We start from the raw sequence: 16,331 nt of genomic DNA on the forward strand, positions 1-16,331 counted from the left end.
GCAAACAAACGATTGAGAATAGAATTACCTCTATTCAACAATCGCTTGTCTTTTAAATCCTCAAAATGTCTTGTCTGCATTTTTTTATCCTAAAGTAGAATAAAAAAAGATGTGTCCAGACGGTAGCTTTTAAAGAGGGCTTTTCTTATTAAGTAGTTTGTAATGGGGATTATTGTCTACTCATTATTTATAAGTTTAAATTGCATTTCCGGGGGAAAAAAATGATTTAAAAAGATGCTGGGGTCGAGGAGGATTTTTACTACTTTATTCTTTGCTGAATTTTTTTTCTTATATATGAATAACATAAATAATCCCGCCCTGTCTATTTCTTGAATATGGTTCAGATCAAGAACAAGACTCATTTTTCTGGCTATAATTTCATTTAGTTGAACCTGAACTTCACTAACATTTTCTGAAGTAATATGCCCATATATTATTACACAAGCCTTTTCTTCATCAACATCCAATCTGTGCATAGGCAATTATAGCTTTTTTGAAATCCTATGGGAAACCCAGATGTGTAGTAGGGATACTATCCGGGCCAATCCATAGGTTATCAATTCTCTTAAAGCGAGAATCGAAATGATTTCAACATACTTTGAAATTTGAATTTATCAATCTGATGATAAAGATATGGAGTAGGAGAGGGCCTCTGTTAGATAATTAGACCAATAGAAACATACCAAAGGTGAAATGCCTGTTTTGACCGGTATATGATATTACTGGAATTATAAGAGGTTTAATTTGTTAATGAGATTTGTTCTATGTGATCTACTAACAGGTATCAGGTCACTTTTTACAAGGACACTATTATCTTTGATGTCGATGATCTCATTAAAGTTTACAATGAAAGAGCGGTGAACCTGTATAAATTTATCTGAAGGTAATTTTTGGAAAATCTTTTTAAGCGTGCTATAAACAACATGATTTTCCTTATCTGTTTTTACAAGAATATAATCACCTTTTGCTTCAATGGCATAGATGGAATTTATATCAAGGTTTACCAGCCTCCGGTTCACATTTACACACAGTTTATTATTCTCCAGAGTTTCAGCATTGGTGCGAGAGCTATGTATTACTTTATCACGAATCCTATGATTTTTTTCAGCTCTTGAAATTGCAACTTTAAAGCGTTCCGGTTGAACCGGCTTATTTAAATAATCCACTACTTCTTCAAATTCAAATGCCTTGAAAGCAAAATTCTTATCAGATGAAATTAATATGATTTGAGGCTTTGATTTTATAGTTTTTATAAAATCGAAGCCTGAAAAGCCCGGCATTAAAATATCCAGAAAAATTAAATCGACTTCCTGATGTTCATTTAAAAACTTAATTGCTTCCATAGCCTCATGAAAAATTCCCAGAAGCTCAAGCTTTTTTTGATCCTTAATAAGAGTTTCAAGAATTTTTGCAGGAAGTTGCTCGTCATCAACAATGATACATTTCATATAGAGCTATAATTTAATTACTGAGGGTCTTCTTAAAAATACAGATTTTGTAGGGAATATTTTAGCCGTATTTAGGATAGTTTAAGGAAAATTCTAATGCTTAAGATAATAAAATTTTGATTCTTCTGAAAATGAATTTAAATCTATAAAATTCCCCGGTGGCTAAGCCTCAGGATAGTCGGTTTCAAAATTTTTTTTATCAATTTTATTTTTAAATGTTTCAGAGAGAAACTCCAAAATCAGGTGAGGATGAGTATTTGTTAATCTGTATTTTGAGAAAGGCCTTTCTTCGACATTTCTCCCCATTGATTTCTGCCAGTTATTATATCGATATTTCCTTTTATAGATGCCCACATAATAAACGGATGATAGAGTAGGGGCTCCAACAGTACGGTAGTTATTAATTTTAAGATGTATTTGGGCTTTTTATATTGCTGAAAAGAATACTCTTCAAAAAATAAGGCGGTTACCGAAAATAAAATGGCAAACGTATAGACGACAACCAAAAAAATACCGAGTACCCGGTAATCTACCGCGTCAAAAACAATAAGGAATATGAAGTATATTATCCCAATAAGTTCTATAATTGGCGCCATCCATTCAAAGAAAAGCCAATAAGGCATACTCAGGAGTCCGAGTATTTTGTATTTGGGATTGAATAACATTTTTCTATGTATCCATAAAGTTTCAACGGTACCACGCGTCCAGCGGTTTCTTTGTCTATGTAAAATTCTCCATTTATCAGGAACTTCTGTCCAGCAAAGTGGATCTGGTACAAATCCCACGGTATATTTTATTTTTTTCTCCCTCATGAACCTTCGCATACGCACTAAGAGCTCCATATCTTCTCCTACAGTTTTGGTATTATAACCTCCTGCTTCAATGGCGGTTTTTTTATCAAATATCCCAAAGGCACCGGAGATAAGTAATAAACCGTCCAATCTGGACCATGCCATTCTTCCCATTAAAAAGGCTCTGAAATATTCAACCACCTGGGCACGTGCCAAAAAACTATCGGGCAATTTTACTTCCACGATCCGCCCATCTTCTACCTTGCAGGAGTTTGCAACTCTTATAACGCCTCCAGATGCAATAACCTTTTCTTTGTTATGCAGAAATGGTTTGACCAACTTCAGCAGTGCATCAGTTTCTAAAATACAATCCACATCTATACAACAAATCAGCTCATTGTCGCAGTAATTAATTCCTGCATTTAGGGAATCGGCTTTTCCGCCATTTATTTTATCAATGACCTTTAAGTTTTTGAATGCCAGGTTTTTTGAATTATAGATACCCCTCACTTTTTTTGTTTCAAGAGCCGGATTTCCTAAAAACGCTGTAGGTTCTAAATCAAAATTTTCAATTAATTTCAACAAAGTATCATCTTTACTTCCATCATTAATGATAATAATATCGTAAACAGGGTAATTGAGCGTCAATAAGGATTTTAAATTGTTTACCACATTGTTTGCTTCATTATAGGCAGGCGCCAGAATGGAAATTTTTGGAAGGTTAGAAGATTGTAGTAATGGGAATTCGTCCTGGAAATTATACTTGCGCTTGTAATCCCTAATTTCCAGAAAGGAAAAGAAGGCGGTGGTCATATATCCTATAGAAATAATTAATCCGTAAGCTAAAAAAAGCCAACTGGCAATATCGGCAATTTTATCAATATTCAAATCATGTTCAATTTAAGCAGGTAACAGATATTTTTAATCTGTCCCAATCTATTAAATTTTATGGGAAAAATGGATTTATGAAAAACTAATAATTTCCGGAGTTAAAATTTTACTGTTTTTATAGTATTTCAAGCGATTTATCCAATCGCATTGGGAAATAAATTTTTGAATGTCTTCAAAATCTTCGCTGCTGCCTAATTTCGAAATATATTCGATTATAGTATATTGAACCGAAGAGGTTTCCAGGGCAAAATTCCCTTTCAATAAACCAAGTGCTGCAGGCTCCTGAAGTTCAATTAAGCATTCGATGGCATATTGCCTTAAATTTTCATTCTCATCTTCAATAAAGGGTAATATGTTCGGGGAATTTTCAAACTGATTGAATTCTGCTATAATTTTCATCGCGAAAATTTTCACACTATTCAATGTATGCTTCAGATAGGGGGAGAAATCAGGAATATCTCCCTTATAGTTATTCTGCAGCTCATACTGAATAAAAATTTGTTCCCATAAAGTGATATCGAATTCAATTTTATCCAAAAAGTTTAAAGGGTCTTCTGGTGACCGATGAATAAAATACAGCAAAGCCTGTTGTCTAACTTCGGTTTTAGAACTGTTCAAAAATGGCTCAATTAAATGGGATAATTCCCAAATTTGAAGGGAACAGCAGGTATGGATTGCTTTTGCCTTTCTATGCCATTTTGAAGAATTTAGTTCTGCACGAAGCTTTTCTAAAAGCTTCCATTCATAAAAAAGTGAAATGGCTTTTTCACGGGATTCACCTTTTAGATTTTCTGCGAAATTTAGAATTATTTTTATGGCAATTTCCTGTTCAAAATTGCCTTTAAGATAGTTAAGTCTGAAAGAATCTATTCTGGCTTTGAAATCTTCATCTTCTTCAAAGATATAAGTGCCCACAAAGTCATTAAGTAACTCCTGATAACGGGCTGTCTTTTTCTCTTCTATGATTTTATAAATTCTTGACCTTAAAATCAACACCACGGTAAATAAAATCATCAACAGGAAAACCACACTACAAATCATATTGAAGCGTAGTACCCAGTTTTTTTCGTTGAAAATATAATCGTAGAGTTCAGGCAATACTTTTTTATTTAAATTTTTAAGAGACGCTTTCTAACGATCTTTTCACTCGTAAGGATAATTCATTTGGACTGAAGGGTTTGGTGATAAAATCCTGTACGCCAAGGTTAAATGCTTCAAGAATAATATCTTCCTGTTTGGAGGTAGATAATACGATAATTGGAGTGTCCGCTCGATTTTTTTTGATATGTTCAATCAATTGCACTCCACTAATAAATGGTAACATAAGATCAGTAATAATGAGGTCATATTCCTGGTCTTCCAGCATTTTAACGCCTTCTCTTCCATCAGTAGCAGTTAGAACTGTATAACCGTCTTTAGTGAGTTTAAATTGCAGGGATTTCACTACCATGGGATTGTCTTCTATAATCAAAATTCTTTTCATGTAGGGTTCTTTTGGAGATAAAGGGCCATCTCGTGCTCAATTTTTGAATATTCTATTTTTAATTCTTTCAGAATTTGTGCGGGTTTATGCTTGTTTAACTCGTAGGTTAACTTATCACAAAGGTCTCTTCCCGAATCGTTCATCAGCATTTCGAAGGAGGGTTTAATATTATGGGCAACTCCTGAGATATCCTGGGGATTGTTGATTTTGATCGCTTCTTCTAAAATTTTAAGTTGTTTGGTAACCGATGATTTAAAAATTTCAAAGGTTTCAATTAAAAACTGCTCATTATCACCTCCAATAGATCTTAAGTATTGTAGGGAAAAGGTGGAAGGACCATATCCCTGGGAAGTGACCTCCACAAGTAGGTTTAGAACTTTCTTGAGGTCATGAGAATTTAATTCTTTTGAAAGCACTTCAGTCTTTCTAAAATCAAAGCTACTTTGTACATTAACCTCACTTTCGAGAATAATTAAAACCGGGACATTAAATTCCTGTTCAGTATTCAAATATTCCAGTGTTTTTTGTGCGTCCAGCGGACTGCAAAATTGCTTAATTAATACTACGTCAACTGTATTTTCTGAAATGTAATGGATAGCATCTATACTATTCTCTATGTGCTTAACTGAAATATTCTCTTCAATTAAATTTTGCAGGAATTGAGAGCAATCTTGGGAATTTTCTCCAACAAATAAAAGTTGAGGTGAATTTGTGTGGGTAATATCACTTATATTATTCATGTGATAATTAGCGGTATTATGTAGTACTATAATTTTATGATTTTAGAAACTTACGTAACAAAATGATATAAAGTTCAAAAATACCGATAAAAAGCATATAAAATAAGGTGAAAGGTTGATATTTTAATTTTTTAAACTATTTATCAATAATAAATTTCTTGATTACTTTTGCTATGTCATCAATTAAAACGGGCTTTGACAGATAATCGTCCATTCCTGCCTCTATGCATTCATCTGCTTCATTAGTGAGGGTTCGAGCAGTAAGCGCTACAATTGGAGTGTAAGAAAATTCTTCTAAGTTGCGTATTTCTTTTACAGCTTCAAGCCCGCCCATTAAAGGCATTTGAATATCCATGAATATTAAATCAAACTGATGTTGATTAAATTGATTGATTGCTTCTAACCCATTTCCTGCCTCAAATAAGGTCACATTTGGAAGTATTTCTTTAATGATGGTATTGGCCAGAAATTTATTTACAGGATTATCCTCCACCACCAATATATTAGCAGCGAGGGGATTATTAATTATCATCTCATTTTCTTCGGGTTTAATTAGGGTCCCTTCCATGGGATTTTCAACTTTAGCGATTAAATCTTTGAGATATTCTATTCGTATGGGTTTAGTTACCTTAAATTTGACCCCATATTTTTCACATCCCTTAGTAATTTTATCATCTTCAACCGCACTATGGAGTAAAATGATGGGCAAAATGTTTTTATCCAGCTTAATATTATCCCTAATTTGTGCTATTAGGTCGATACCATTGATATAAGGCATGTTATAATCTATAATTGCCAAATCAAATTTTTGTTTTTTCAGAATTTCGAGGGCCGTGATCCCATTAGATGCAGAGGCAGCTTCTATTTGAAATGAATTGAGCATTCCCGTTAAAATGCTTCGGTTATTTTCATTATCATCAACAATAAGCACTTTATTCACATTTTGAAATACTCGTGAGCTTTTATTAATAGGAGTTTCCGTAACCAGATCAACTTCAAAAGAAAAAGTACTTCCTTCGTGAAGTTTGCTTTCTACATGCAATTTGCTATGCATTAAGCCTAATAATCGATTGCTAATAGTAAGGCCTAAACCACTTCCTCCATATTTTCTGGTAGTACTCGCATCTTCCTGTCCAAAAGAAGTAAAGATCTTTTTAAGATTTTGTGGGGCAATCCCAATACCCGTGTCCCTAATGGAAAAATGGTAGGTCATTAAATTCTCCTTTTCTCCCTGGGTAGCGGTAAGACTTAGCTCAATTTCACCTTTTTCGGTGAATTTTGCGGCATTTCCCATTAAATTGATTAGGACCTGGCGCAATCTAACCGGATCTGCATAGACATAACCCTTAATATTTGGGGAGATATTAAGTAAAATTTCTATACCTTTTTTATGTACCTGATGCTTGATGATATCAATAGACTGGTTACAAAGTTCCAAAATGTCCACACGCTCACTGCTAAGTTCGAGCTTACCAGCTTCAATTTTAGAAAAATCGAGGATATCGTTAATGATATCCATAAGTGAAATTCCAGAGTTGTAAACTGTTTGTAAGTATTGTTGTTGCTGTTGTGGCAGTTCTGTCTTCATCAACAAATCTGTAAAGCCTATAATACCGTTTAGGGGAGTACGTATTTCGTGGCTCATATTCGCCAGAAATTCAGATTTTGCTTTATTGGCCGCTTCTGCTTTTTTAGTAGAATTCAGCAGGCGGGCCTCCATTTTTTTTCTTTGGGAAATATCTGTGGCAACTCCCAGGTATCCTGTGATTTTACCCGTTGTATTTCTGGTAGCTGTAACCACTAGCTGAACCGGGAATTTTGAGCCATCCTTTCTAATATACGTCCATTCGTTGGAGTCAAAATTACCTAAACGGGCTTTATAGATAAACACATCAAAACCTTCAATCGGTTCGTTGTACATTTCTGATAATTCCTTCGCGCGTTCCATGACTTCACTAGCTTCATGTATCACAGAGACACTTTTCTTTCCAATAAATTCTTCCGCAGTATAACCTAAAAGATTTTCAGCTCCTTTGTTGAATTTTCGGGGAAATCCCTCAAGATCTGTTTCAATTATGGAAACCTGGGTAGTGGCATCCATAAGGTTTTGAAGTTCCTGAAGACTTTTCTTTAAAGCCTTTTGGGATTTAACATTGGTAGTGACATCATTTACCTGACCAATTAAATACAGGATTTTTCCCGATTCATCTTTTAAAGCGGAAACATATAAACGGCCATAGACAATCTTACCATCTTTTTTAATATAGCGTTTGTCGATAGTATAGGTGTTTATTTTATTTTCCAGTAATTGCCCGATCAATTTAGCATCGCTCTTTCGATCCTCGGGATGGGTAACATCTTTTAACCGAAGTTTTAAAAATTCCTGCTTGTTATAACCAAGCATGGTATGGAGATTCCGGTTAACCATTTTCCATTTTCCATCCAAACCAATTACTCCATTTCCAACTGAGGAATATTCAAAGGTATTTTCAAAACGCTTGGCATTTTCCCAAGCCTCATTTTCCAATTGTTTTCGCGAAGTAATATCTTCAACCTGGGTAATAATTAATCTTTCTTCTTCAAATTGGCCATAAATAATGGATGTATTTAATCTACACCAGATGAGTTCCCCGGTTACTTTATAAAATTGAGCTTCAATTTGATAAGAAGTGAGTTCCCCTTGAAGTAATTCCTTTCGTTTTGCTGTAGCAACTTCCAGGAAATCTGGATGGATAAGGTCCCTGAAAGTCATTTCCATGACTTTTGAACTGTTTTGGTCATCAAATCCAAAAATCTTTAAACTTGCAGGATTTGCAAGCAAAATAGTACCTCCCGTATTTACCAGCAGAATTCCAATCGAGCTGTTGTCAAATATCATTTCGAATCGCTGCCTCGTCGCTTCATATTCCAGTTCATCTTTTTTCCTTTGGTCGATGTCCTGAAAAGCACCATATACCCGAACGCATGTGCCATCAACAAATTCTGGGGTACCAAAAGATCTTACCCATAATTCATTGCCTTTGGCGGTAATAACTTTAAATTCGGAATCAAAAGGTATATTTTCTGAAACGGCCTCACCAAATAGCTTGACTATCTTATCACGGCTCCAACCTTCTTTGTAGAAATTTATCCCTGTTTCCAGATTGGGCACGAAATCTTTAGCAACTTCATGAATTTCTTTAGTGAGTGAGCTCCAGTAAACGCTATTTTCAACCAGGTTTACTTCCCAGCCACCAACCCGGGCGACCTTATTAGTTTCATGAAACAGGTTGTTCAGCTTTGATAACTCGTTAATTTTTTCGAGAAGTTCAACTTCTTTATCAGATTCTGTCGAAGTTTGGACAAACTTGATAAAAAGACATTGTTCAGAACCTGACAGAAAGACTTTTCCGCAGCATTTTAAAGTTATGTGCAGGCCATCCTCATATTGAAGGGCGAAGTTTTGGTCAAATTCAGAAAGATTCCCTTCAATTCTTTCTATAAAATTCCTTAGTTTTTCTGAAATTTCTGGTATTAAATTCCCTGAAAAATTAGTTTTAAACGCCTGATTCATATAATAATTATCAGGTGCGTCGAGATTGCAGAACCAAAATCCACTAAAAGCAGTTGAGGTTAGCCAATTGAAAATTTCAGGATTTTGAGTGATCCAGGATTGAGCTTCCTTTGATAGATCTGAAGGTTTTTTAAACATTTGGGGATGTTAGAGACTGTAGTTCGTGAGGTAAGATAGTTTTTTATATTACATTTCAAAACTTCCAAAACACAGATTAAAGGATTAAGCGTGTACATATAAAAATTAAAAAGGAAATGATCAACTATCTATTTTGATAGTTATATAGGGATATAAAGCTATGTTTTAATGTTTCAAAATTTTTAATTTTTATAAAAAAAGCAACGAAAAATAAGAAAGATTTTTCTTACTAAAAATAATTCAAGTTAGTTTTGTAGGGCAGCTTTTAGCTTTTAATATCAATTCCTAGCTTATAATTACTATATTTCCGAGGTAAATCAATGGCAATGAAGAAAGTCTTGGTGATCCAGGAGGATATTATCATCTTAAAAATTCTGGAAAAATTAGTAGCCAAGAACCAATTTGAATGTAGGGCAATTGCATCGTTGGAAAGGCTGGATATTGAAGATCAGCAGCAGGATTACGATTTCATCATTACCGATATTTTATTTGAAGGGATTGCCCCCCTGGAATTTGTCGCTCAGGTACAGGAAGTAATCATACATAAAAATTTACTAATTGTCACCAATATGGGACAAGACAAAACAAAACAGGAAATTTTCGCCCTGAAAGGAGTTTCCGGATTTTTCGCGGTACCTCTGGATTTAGATGAAATAGAAGCTATCATTCAAACCTACTGATGACAGAAGTTTTATTACTAAATTTTATTTTAGTGCTCATTGTAGTACTCATTGGACTTTGGATTGCATTATTCTTCAGCATTTATTACCGAAAAAATAGAAAAGCCCATCTTAACCTTATAGAGTTCACTTTTGCCGACATTGTTAGCCGTTACCTTTACAACGATCCCAATAATCCATTAACATTAAGCGAGATTAAAAAATCTTTGAGGGCTGTTGGTATTTCGCAAGGAAAAAGGAAGAATATTCAATATTTGGTAAGGTTGATGATTCGCACCCAAAGGACGATCCTGGGTGAAAATTTCATCAAACTTAAAACCCTGTATGCCCAAATACCTCCGTACAGAGTTTCAATTAGAAAACTTAGTAGTGTTAGCTGGTATCGACGGGCCAGGGGTATTCGTGAGATTTATGAAATGAATCAAACACAGCATATAGATAAAATTTTAAAATATAGGAACGATAAAAACCTTTACGTTCGTCGTGAGGCCCAAATTGCCCTGGTAGTATTTCTTGGGTGGGAAAGTCTTAGGTTTATTCCTTATTTGAATTATAATATGACGCTATGGCAACAAATTAAAATTGTTGAAAAACTTTCTGATCTTTATCCAAGACCGGAATTAAAATGGCTGCACAACTCCTATAATACCAAAAAACCATTCGCTAAAAAACTTCTGATGCGGATTATTCGAAAATTCCAGCTACACGAAGAAGTAGATTATATCACTGATCATCTAAATGATCCTGATTATGGAATTAGGGAAACTGCCATCTATTGTATTCAGACCTTTGCGATTTCAAAATCAAAAATGCAATATGTAAAAGCATTATATGAAGAGATCCAACATCCTGCCCAGCAATCACTCTTACTGAATTATATCTTTGATAATTCTGAAATTGATCTTCAGTTCTATCTAAAACAATTATATGGCGATAATGAAGATCTTAAACTAGATATCGCTGAAATTCTTTGGAATAACGGTTATAAAGATAAAGTGCAGGAGTTCTATTTAAACCAATATACTAAAGAGCCGGCCCATGTTGAATAATTTGCAGGATTTTTTCAGCAGTGAAAATGTGTATCTGGCGACCACCTACTTATTTTTTGCCTACGGAATAATTTTGATGTTTTTTTATTTTGCCGGAATTGTCCTAGCCAATCGAGCGATCAACAAAGCAAAAAAGAAATCCCTTTTCTTACAGGTAAATGATATCGTTAGTGCTACAGATATTCCTTCGGTCACACTAATAGCGCCCGCTTACAATGAAGGACTTACCATTATTGAGAACGTGAAATCCCTACTTTCCATTCAATATCCATATTATAAACTTATCCTTGTTAATGATGGAAGTAAAGATGATTCTTTAGAACAATTAATTAAAGAATTTCAGCTGGAGAAAAAAGATGCTACCTTCATAACACAGCCTATTCCAACAGCTTCCGTAAAATATATTTATCAAAGCAAACTTTCGAAATACACCCATCTAACCGTACTGGATAAAAATAATGGAGGAAGGGCAGACGCTTTAAATGCAGGAATCAATTTTGCTACTTCAGAACTGGTGGTTTGTACAGATGCCGATTGTATTATAGAACAGGATGCACTATTGAAAATGGTGAGGCCCTATCTTGAAGAAAACGAAAGAGAGATCATAGCTTGTGGTGGAGGGATTGGAATTGCGAATGATTCGGTTATCAAAAATGGAGTTTTAAAAGAGCTTAGGTTACCGGAAAACTTGGTTCCGCTGGTTCAGGTGGTGGAATATATCCGGGCATTCCTCCTTGGTAGAATGGCCTGGGGTGAAATTAACGGGCTCATGCTTGTTTCAGGAGCATTTGGAATGTATCCCAGAAAACGGGTGATTGAAGTTGGAGGTTTCAATGCAAAAACAGTAGGAGAGGACCTCGAACTTTGTATCCGGCTCAGGACTTTGATGGAAGATTTAAAACTTCCATATAAAGTGGTGTATTTGCCAGAAACCTTGTGCTGGACAGAAGGCCCCCCAGACTATAATGTTTTAATACAACAAAGAGACCGTTGGGCGCGTGGGTTATGGGAAACTTTAAAAATTCACAAGAAACTTTTTTTGAACCCTAAGTATCGTCACATGGGGTTTCTATATTATCCATATTGGCTAATTTTTGAATTTGGGGCTCCAATCATTGAATTCCTTGGTATAATTTGCATCGTCGCCTTTGCTTTTTTCGGCATGATCAACTGGCCCATGGCAATTCTCATTTTTTTCTCAGCATATCTTGTTGGTTGTATTTTTTCAACGGCGGCCATCCTTATGTATGTGAAAAGTTTTAAGCATTATGACCAACCAAAACAGATCGTGCTGCTGTGCCTTGCCGCTTACCTGGAACCATTTTTATATCACCCTGTGTTAGTTTACGGACAAATGAAGGGATATTATAAAAAAATATTCAGTATTAAATCTGGATGGGGAACCATGACCAGAAAAGGTTTTAAAGTTTCAGATACCTAGAACCTAAATCTGTATCCAAGATTTCCTATTATTTGATTTCCATCCTGGTTAGAACTCAATTCTTCCACCAAAAAACCGCCGCCAACCTGGATTATATTTCTATTTCCTATCGTAAAATTGATGCCCAGATTGGAATAATAGGCGTTAAGCCCAGGATTTTCCTGAACCTGGGTGAATATGGTAGTTTCGTCTGGAGAGATTCCTGTTCCTAATTTCAGGAAGAGATAATTATCAGCATTTTTTAGGTAATAGCGAACATTAAACTGGTAGTTCTGGGTGAGTTTTTCCTTTCTTTTTGGACCGATAAAAGCACGCCCGTTTAAATAAAATTTTCCCTGATACATAGTTAAACCCACAATTCCTGAAAAATAATCCTGTTCAGAAAAATGCAATAATCTCCCCCCGGCTTCCAGTTCAAACTTTTGCAAGAAATTGATAAAAATGGAGGAACTTAACCGCAGGTCAGGAAATAAATTTCCATTAGAAAAACCCACATTAAAAAAACTATATACCTTATCACTGAATACAGGATAAGCCTCCAGTTCATATAAAATGCCATCATCGTAACCCCTATCAGTATAATTCACTCTGGCGATAACAGCCGTTCTGTTGAAATTATGCTGAAATTCAGGACTTATGGTCTGCCAATTTTCACGGGTATAATCCTCACTGAAATAAATGTACTGGTAATTGACCCCTATTTCATTACTAATGGTCCTTTTCAATATATTCTGAAGAAGATATCTGTTCTTTTCCTCCAGATTTGGATCATTGAATAATTCGAGAGCGATCTTTCTGGATTTATTTTTTTGATGATCTTCCAGTAAAAGCTGAGATTTTAGGATTTTCAAATTTGTATCCAGGCTTTCTTTAGCTTCAATTTTGTCTAAAAATACAAGGGCGGTTTGTGGATCTTTCAACAATCTTACATGCCTGATCGCTAAATTGGTCACATTGGGATAATTAGAAGCTTTGTTCAGTAAATATTGAATATCTGCGGTGGCAAGATCGTTCAATTTCAAGGCCCAATAATCCCGAATTCTCAAAATCCTGATATCATGATAATCAGGTGCAAGTTCAAGTCCTTTGTTCGTTAAATCCAAAGATTTTTGAAACTGCTGATTTTTATATAGATCAAGTGCTTTAAAATACAGGCTATCCGTATTCGTTTCAGTAATTTCCTGAGCGTAGGTACAGCTCACAAAAAAAGTAAGCAGAAAAATTAGCTTTTTGGTCATTTAAATGGGGATTTGGGATTACCCGCCGTGAATATAACAAATATCATGGAAACTCCTATGATTAATGACTTATAGCCAACTACTGAAAGGGACAAATTTAGTATGAACATTCAATGGCAAATCATGGAATAAAAAACGGATGAGATTTTTATTCATCTCGGCAATTGGTTACTTTAAAGGGATTAAAATTAAGAAATGGAAATTACAGATATATCCGGAACCGTAAGCTTAGTAAACAATATTCAGATGCCTTACCTGGGTTTAGGAGTTTATAAAGCTGATGATGGCCGGGAAGTGATTTCAGCTATTCATCACGCATTCGATGCGGGTTACCGGCTGGTTGATACAGCGGCATTTTATAAAAACGAGGAAGGGGTGGGCAAGGCAATTAAAACGTCCAATCTCCCTAGAGAAGAAATTTTTGTGACCACGAAATTGTGGGTGGACGACCAGGGGAAAGAGAATACCAGAAATGCTTTTGAAAAATCGCTTCAGAAAATGGACTTAGATTATTTAGATCTTTATCTTATACACTGGCCGGTACCCGATAAATATTTAGAGAGTTGGAAAATTTTACAGGAGCTTTATGATGAAGGAAGGGTGAAAGCGATTGGTGTTTGTAATTGTATGCCACATCATCTTGAAGCAATTAAGGATATAGGAGGAATACAGCCAATGGTTTTGCAAAATGAATTCCATCCCAGACTGGTGCAACAGGAGATTTTGGATTATTGTAAAGAAAATAATATTCAGTATCAGGCCTGGTCACCTTTAATGCGTGGGACCATTTTACAAAATGAAATTATAAAAACGATAGCCGAAAAATATAAGAAAAGTATCGCTCAGGTGGTGATTCGGTGGGATTTGCAAAAAGGTGTGACCACCATTCCAAAAAGTACGCATAGAGAGCGAATATTTGAAAATGCCAATGTTTTCGATTTTAATTTGAATGATGATGAATTAAAATTAATCGATGGTCTCAATGCCGGAGAGAGAACAGGAGCGCACCCTGATCATTTTATGGAGCATTTCAATAAGTAATATTATTCAAAAAGCTTTTGAAAATTGACTGAAAGCCCTTTAATTTGCAAACTTTAAACGGGATGTGGTGCAGTCCGGTAGCATGCACGGCTGGGGGCCGTGTGGTCGCAGGTTCAAATCCTGTCATCCCGACACATAGGGTATTAAAATTAGTTTTTTAATACGCAAATGAATGAAAACCAGTAAAATACATTTTTACTGGTTTTTTTTGTTTCCATTTGAGGGCAAATCTCTTAGTGTCCTATTTAGTGTCCTATTTTTTAGGAAATAAATTCCTAAATTTATAGTTCATAGCCCGTATTTGACTTTCGAGGCGATTTGGCTTTCGTTTAACTGATTTTATAATTAAAAACGAAAGTAATGACAATTTCACACACTTTTAACGTCCGTTTTTGGTTGAAAAAGACCTCAATCAAAAAGGATGGGACCTTTCCCATCTATGCCCGTATCTGGGTAGATAGCATTCCAGTAGATGTAAGTGCAAAGGAATCTATTTTGGAAAAGCATTGGTGCGCTATGTCCCGTCGAGCAAAGATCCGGACAAAAAATGCAAGGCACATTAATGAAACCCTGGATGACGTAAAATCCAGAATCAATAAAGCCTACAAAGAGCTAAAAGCTGAAGGGAGGCTTATTACGGCACAAGCTGTTAAACTTCGCTATTTGGGGAGGGATAAGGCGATCTTAACTTGCAAAGACCTCATACGTTACCATAGAGAGAACGAATTTGCAAAATTGGCTCCAGGCACCGTAAAGAACTATAGTGCCACAGAAAAGTACATTTATCGCTTCATAAAAAAGCAGTTCAAGTCAGATGATGTGTACTTGACCCAAATCGATTATTCATTTATCGTCAAGTTTGAAAATTACCTTCGTACTTGCCCACCCTTACGTAAATCCCAACCATTGAACAATAATGGCATAATGAAACATTTGGAGCGGCTACAGAAATTTACGACCCTTGCCTTTAAACATGGTTGGATCAAGTCACACCCTTTTGCCTTGTATGAACTGAAGTTTGAAGAATTTGACTGTCCTTTCTTAGAGCAATTCGAGCTTGAAATGATAAAAACAATTCCCTTACCTGACCAAAGCATGCGTTTGGTAAGGAATATATTCGTGTTCTCATGTTATACCGGGCTCTGTTATATTGAGGTGAAGAATTTGAAAAGGAAGGATGTTGTGCAAGGAATAGATGGCGAGCAATGGATAATGGTGAGACGCCAGAAATCGAACACTCCCGTAATGTTTCCTTTGCTGGATGAAGCAAAAGCAATTCTTGACGAATACGCTGATTATCCCTCTCCTGAAAATGATTATTCACTTCTACGGGTATTCAGTGACCAAAAAGTAAATCAATACCTCAAGAAAATAGCTAAGATGTGCAATTTCGATAAGAACCTGACCTTTCATGTAGCGCGACATACATTTGCGACCACCATTACACTTTTAAACGATGTCCCCATCGAAACAGTCTCAAAAATGTTGGGCCACACTAAGTTATCTACGACGCAAAGATATGCCAGAGTAGTTGAAAAGAAAATCAGTAAGGATATGATGCATTTAAAGGCAAAGTTGAAAGCCAATTCCAAAAAGGGGTTAGCATATAGGGATACGGATTACAGTCATTTGAAAATTGTATGTAGAAGTCCAAAACAGTAACTATCAGAAACGCCTTAAACAAAAAAATACAAGAATTTGATATCACAAATTGCGATACTATAGCCAAAAAACAAAGACAATGGATTTATCGATTATAAAAACCAAAATCCACCATATCCACGGCAACAAAGTAAAACTAGATTTTGACCTGGCGGAACTATATGAAGGAGATACCA

The 16,331-nt window shown here is 35.4% G+C and carries 13 protein-coding genes and 1 tRNA gene; 6 read left to right on the forward strand and 8 right to left on the reverse strand.

From position 1 onward, the window contains the following. Window positions 1-176: 176 nt before the first annotated feature. The 7 genes from DHD80_RS16110 to DHD80_RS16140 form a co-directional block, all read right to left on the reverse strand. Window positions 177-476, reverse strand: a complete 300-nt coding sequence (locus tag DHD80_RS16110) for a hypothetical protein (RefSeq protein WP_251742490.1) — start codon at window positions 474-476, stop codon at window positions 177-179. 252 nt (window positions 477-728) lie between these two features. Continuing rightward, window positions 729-1,448, reverse strand: a complete 720-nt coding sequence (locus tag DHD80_RS16115; protein WP_251742491.1) for a LytTR family DNA-binding domain-containing protein — start codon at window positions 1,446-1,448, stop codon at window positions 729-731. 260 nt (window positions 1,449-1,708) lie between these two features. Continuing rightward, the gene (locus DHD80_RS16120; protein WP_251742492.1) at window positions 1,709-3,127 is read right to left on the reverse strand and encodes a glycosyltransferase; all 1,419 of its coding nucleotides are present in this window, start codon (window positions 3,125-3,127) and stop codon (window positions 1,709-1,711) included. Between the two features lie 75 nt (window positions 3,128-3,202). Beyond that, window positions 3,203-4,228, reverse strand: a complete 1,026-nt coding sequence (locus DHD80_RS16125) for a HEAT repeat domain-containing protein (RefSeq protein WP_251742493.1) — start codon at window positions 4,226-4,228, stop codon at window positions 3,203-3,205. A 19-nt stretch (window positions 4,229-4,247) separates the two neighbouring features. Continuing rightward, window positions 4,248-4,613 carry a response regulator gene (locus DHD80_RS16130; protein WP_251742494.1) on the reverse strand — a complete coding sequence of 122 codons (366 nt, stop codon included), beginning with the start codon at window positions 4,611-4,613 and terminating at the stop codon, window positions 4,248-4,250. Further along, complete coding sequence (locus DHD80_RS16135) at window positions 4,610-5,353, reverse strand: hypothetical protein (RefSeq protein ID WP_251742495.1); 744 nt, start codon at window positions 5,351-5,353, stop codon at window positions 4,610-4,612. Before DHD80_RS16135 ends, DHD80_RS16130 begins: the two co-directional genes overlap by 4 nt. A 136-nt stretch (window positions 5,354-5,489) precedes the next feature. Next, window positions 5,490-9,044 (reverse strand): PAS domain S-box protein, encoded by a 3,555-nt coding sequence (locus DHD80_RS16140; protein WP_251742496.1) that lies wholly within the window; start codon window positions 9,042-9,044, stop codon window positions 5,490-5,492. A gap of 326 nt (window positions 9,045-9,370) precedes the next feature. On the opposite strand from DHD80_RS16140, the gene DHD80_RS16145 reads away from it, so the two are divergent. Genes DHD80_RS16145 through DHD80_RS16155 form a run of 3 tightly spaced genes read left to right on the forward strand, consistent with a single transcriptional unit; the run spans window position 9,371 to window position 12,214 of the window. Then, window positions 9,371-9,724 (forward strand): response regulator, encoded by a 354-nt coding sequence (locus tag DHD80_RS16145; protein WP_251742497.1) that lies wholly within the window; start codon window positions 9,371-9,373, stop codon window positions 9,722-9,724. Then, window positions 9,724-10,773, forward strand: a complete 1,050-nt coding sequence (locus tag DHD80_RS16150) for a hypothetical protein (RefSeq protein ID WP_251742498.1) — start codon at window positions 9,724-9,726, stop codon at window positions 10,771-10,773. Before DHD80_RS16145 ends, DHD80_RS16150 begins: the two co-directional genes overlap by 1 nt. Further along, window positions 10,763-12,214 (forward strand): glycosyltransferase, encoded by a 1,452-nt coding sequence (locus tag DHD80_RS16155; protein ID WP_251742499.1) that lies wholly within the window; start codon window positions 10,763-10,765, stop codon window positions 12,212-12,214. Before DHD80_RS16150 ends, DHD80_RS16155 begins: the two co-directional genes overlap by 11 nt. On the opposite strand, the gene DHD80_RS16160 is transcribed toward DHD80_RS16155, so the two are convergent. Next, window positions 12,211-13,452 carry a YaiO family outer membrane beta-barrel protein gene (locus tag DHD80_RS16160; protein ID WP_251742500.1) on the reverse strand — a complete coding sequence of 414 codons (1,242 nt, stop codon included), beginning with the start codon at window positions 13,450-13,452 and terminating at the stop codon, window positions 12,211-12,213. The two genes, DHD80_RS16155 and DHD80_RS16160, sit on opposite strands and share 4 nt — an antisense overlap. A gap of 195 nt (window positions 13,453-13,647) precedes the next feature. On the opposite strand from DHD80_RS16160, the gene DHD80_RS16165 reads away from it, so the two are divergent. The 3 genes from DHD80_RS16165 to DHD80_RS16175 all read left to right on the forward strand — a co-directional run bounded on the left by DHD80_RS16165 (window position 13,648) and on the right by DHD80_RS16175 (window position 16,155). After that, entirely contained in the window at window positions 13,648-14,493 is an 846-nt protein-coding gene (locus tag DHD80_RS16165; protein WP_251742501.1) for an aldo/keto reductase, read from the forward strand. A gap of 58 nt (window positions 14,494-14,551) precedes the next feature. Next, a tRNA-Pro gene (locus DHD80_RS16170) sits at window positions 14,552-14,625 on the forward strand. A gap of 228 nt (window positions 14,626-14,853) precedes the next feature. Further along, window positions 14,854-16,155, forward strand: coding sequence for a site-specific integrase (locus tag DHD80_RS16175; protein ID WP_251742502.1), 1,302 nt, complete (start codon window positions 14,854-14,856; stop codon window positions 16,153-16,155). The last annotated feature ends 176 nt before the right edge of the window (window positions 16,156-16,331 follow it).

Source organism: Gramella sp. AN32 (assembly GCF_023718305.1).
Taxonomy (GTDB): domain Bacteria; phylum Bacteroidota; class Bacteroidia; order Flavobacteriales; family Flavobacteriaceae; genus Christiangramia; species Christiangramia antarctica.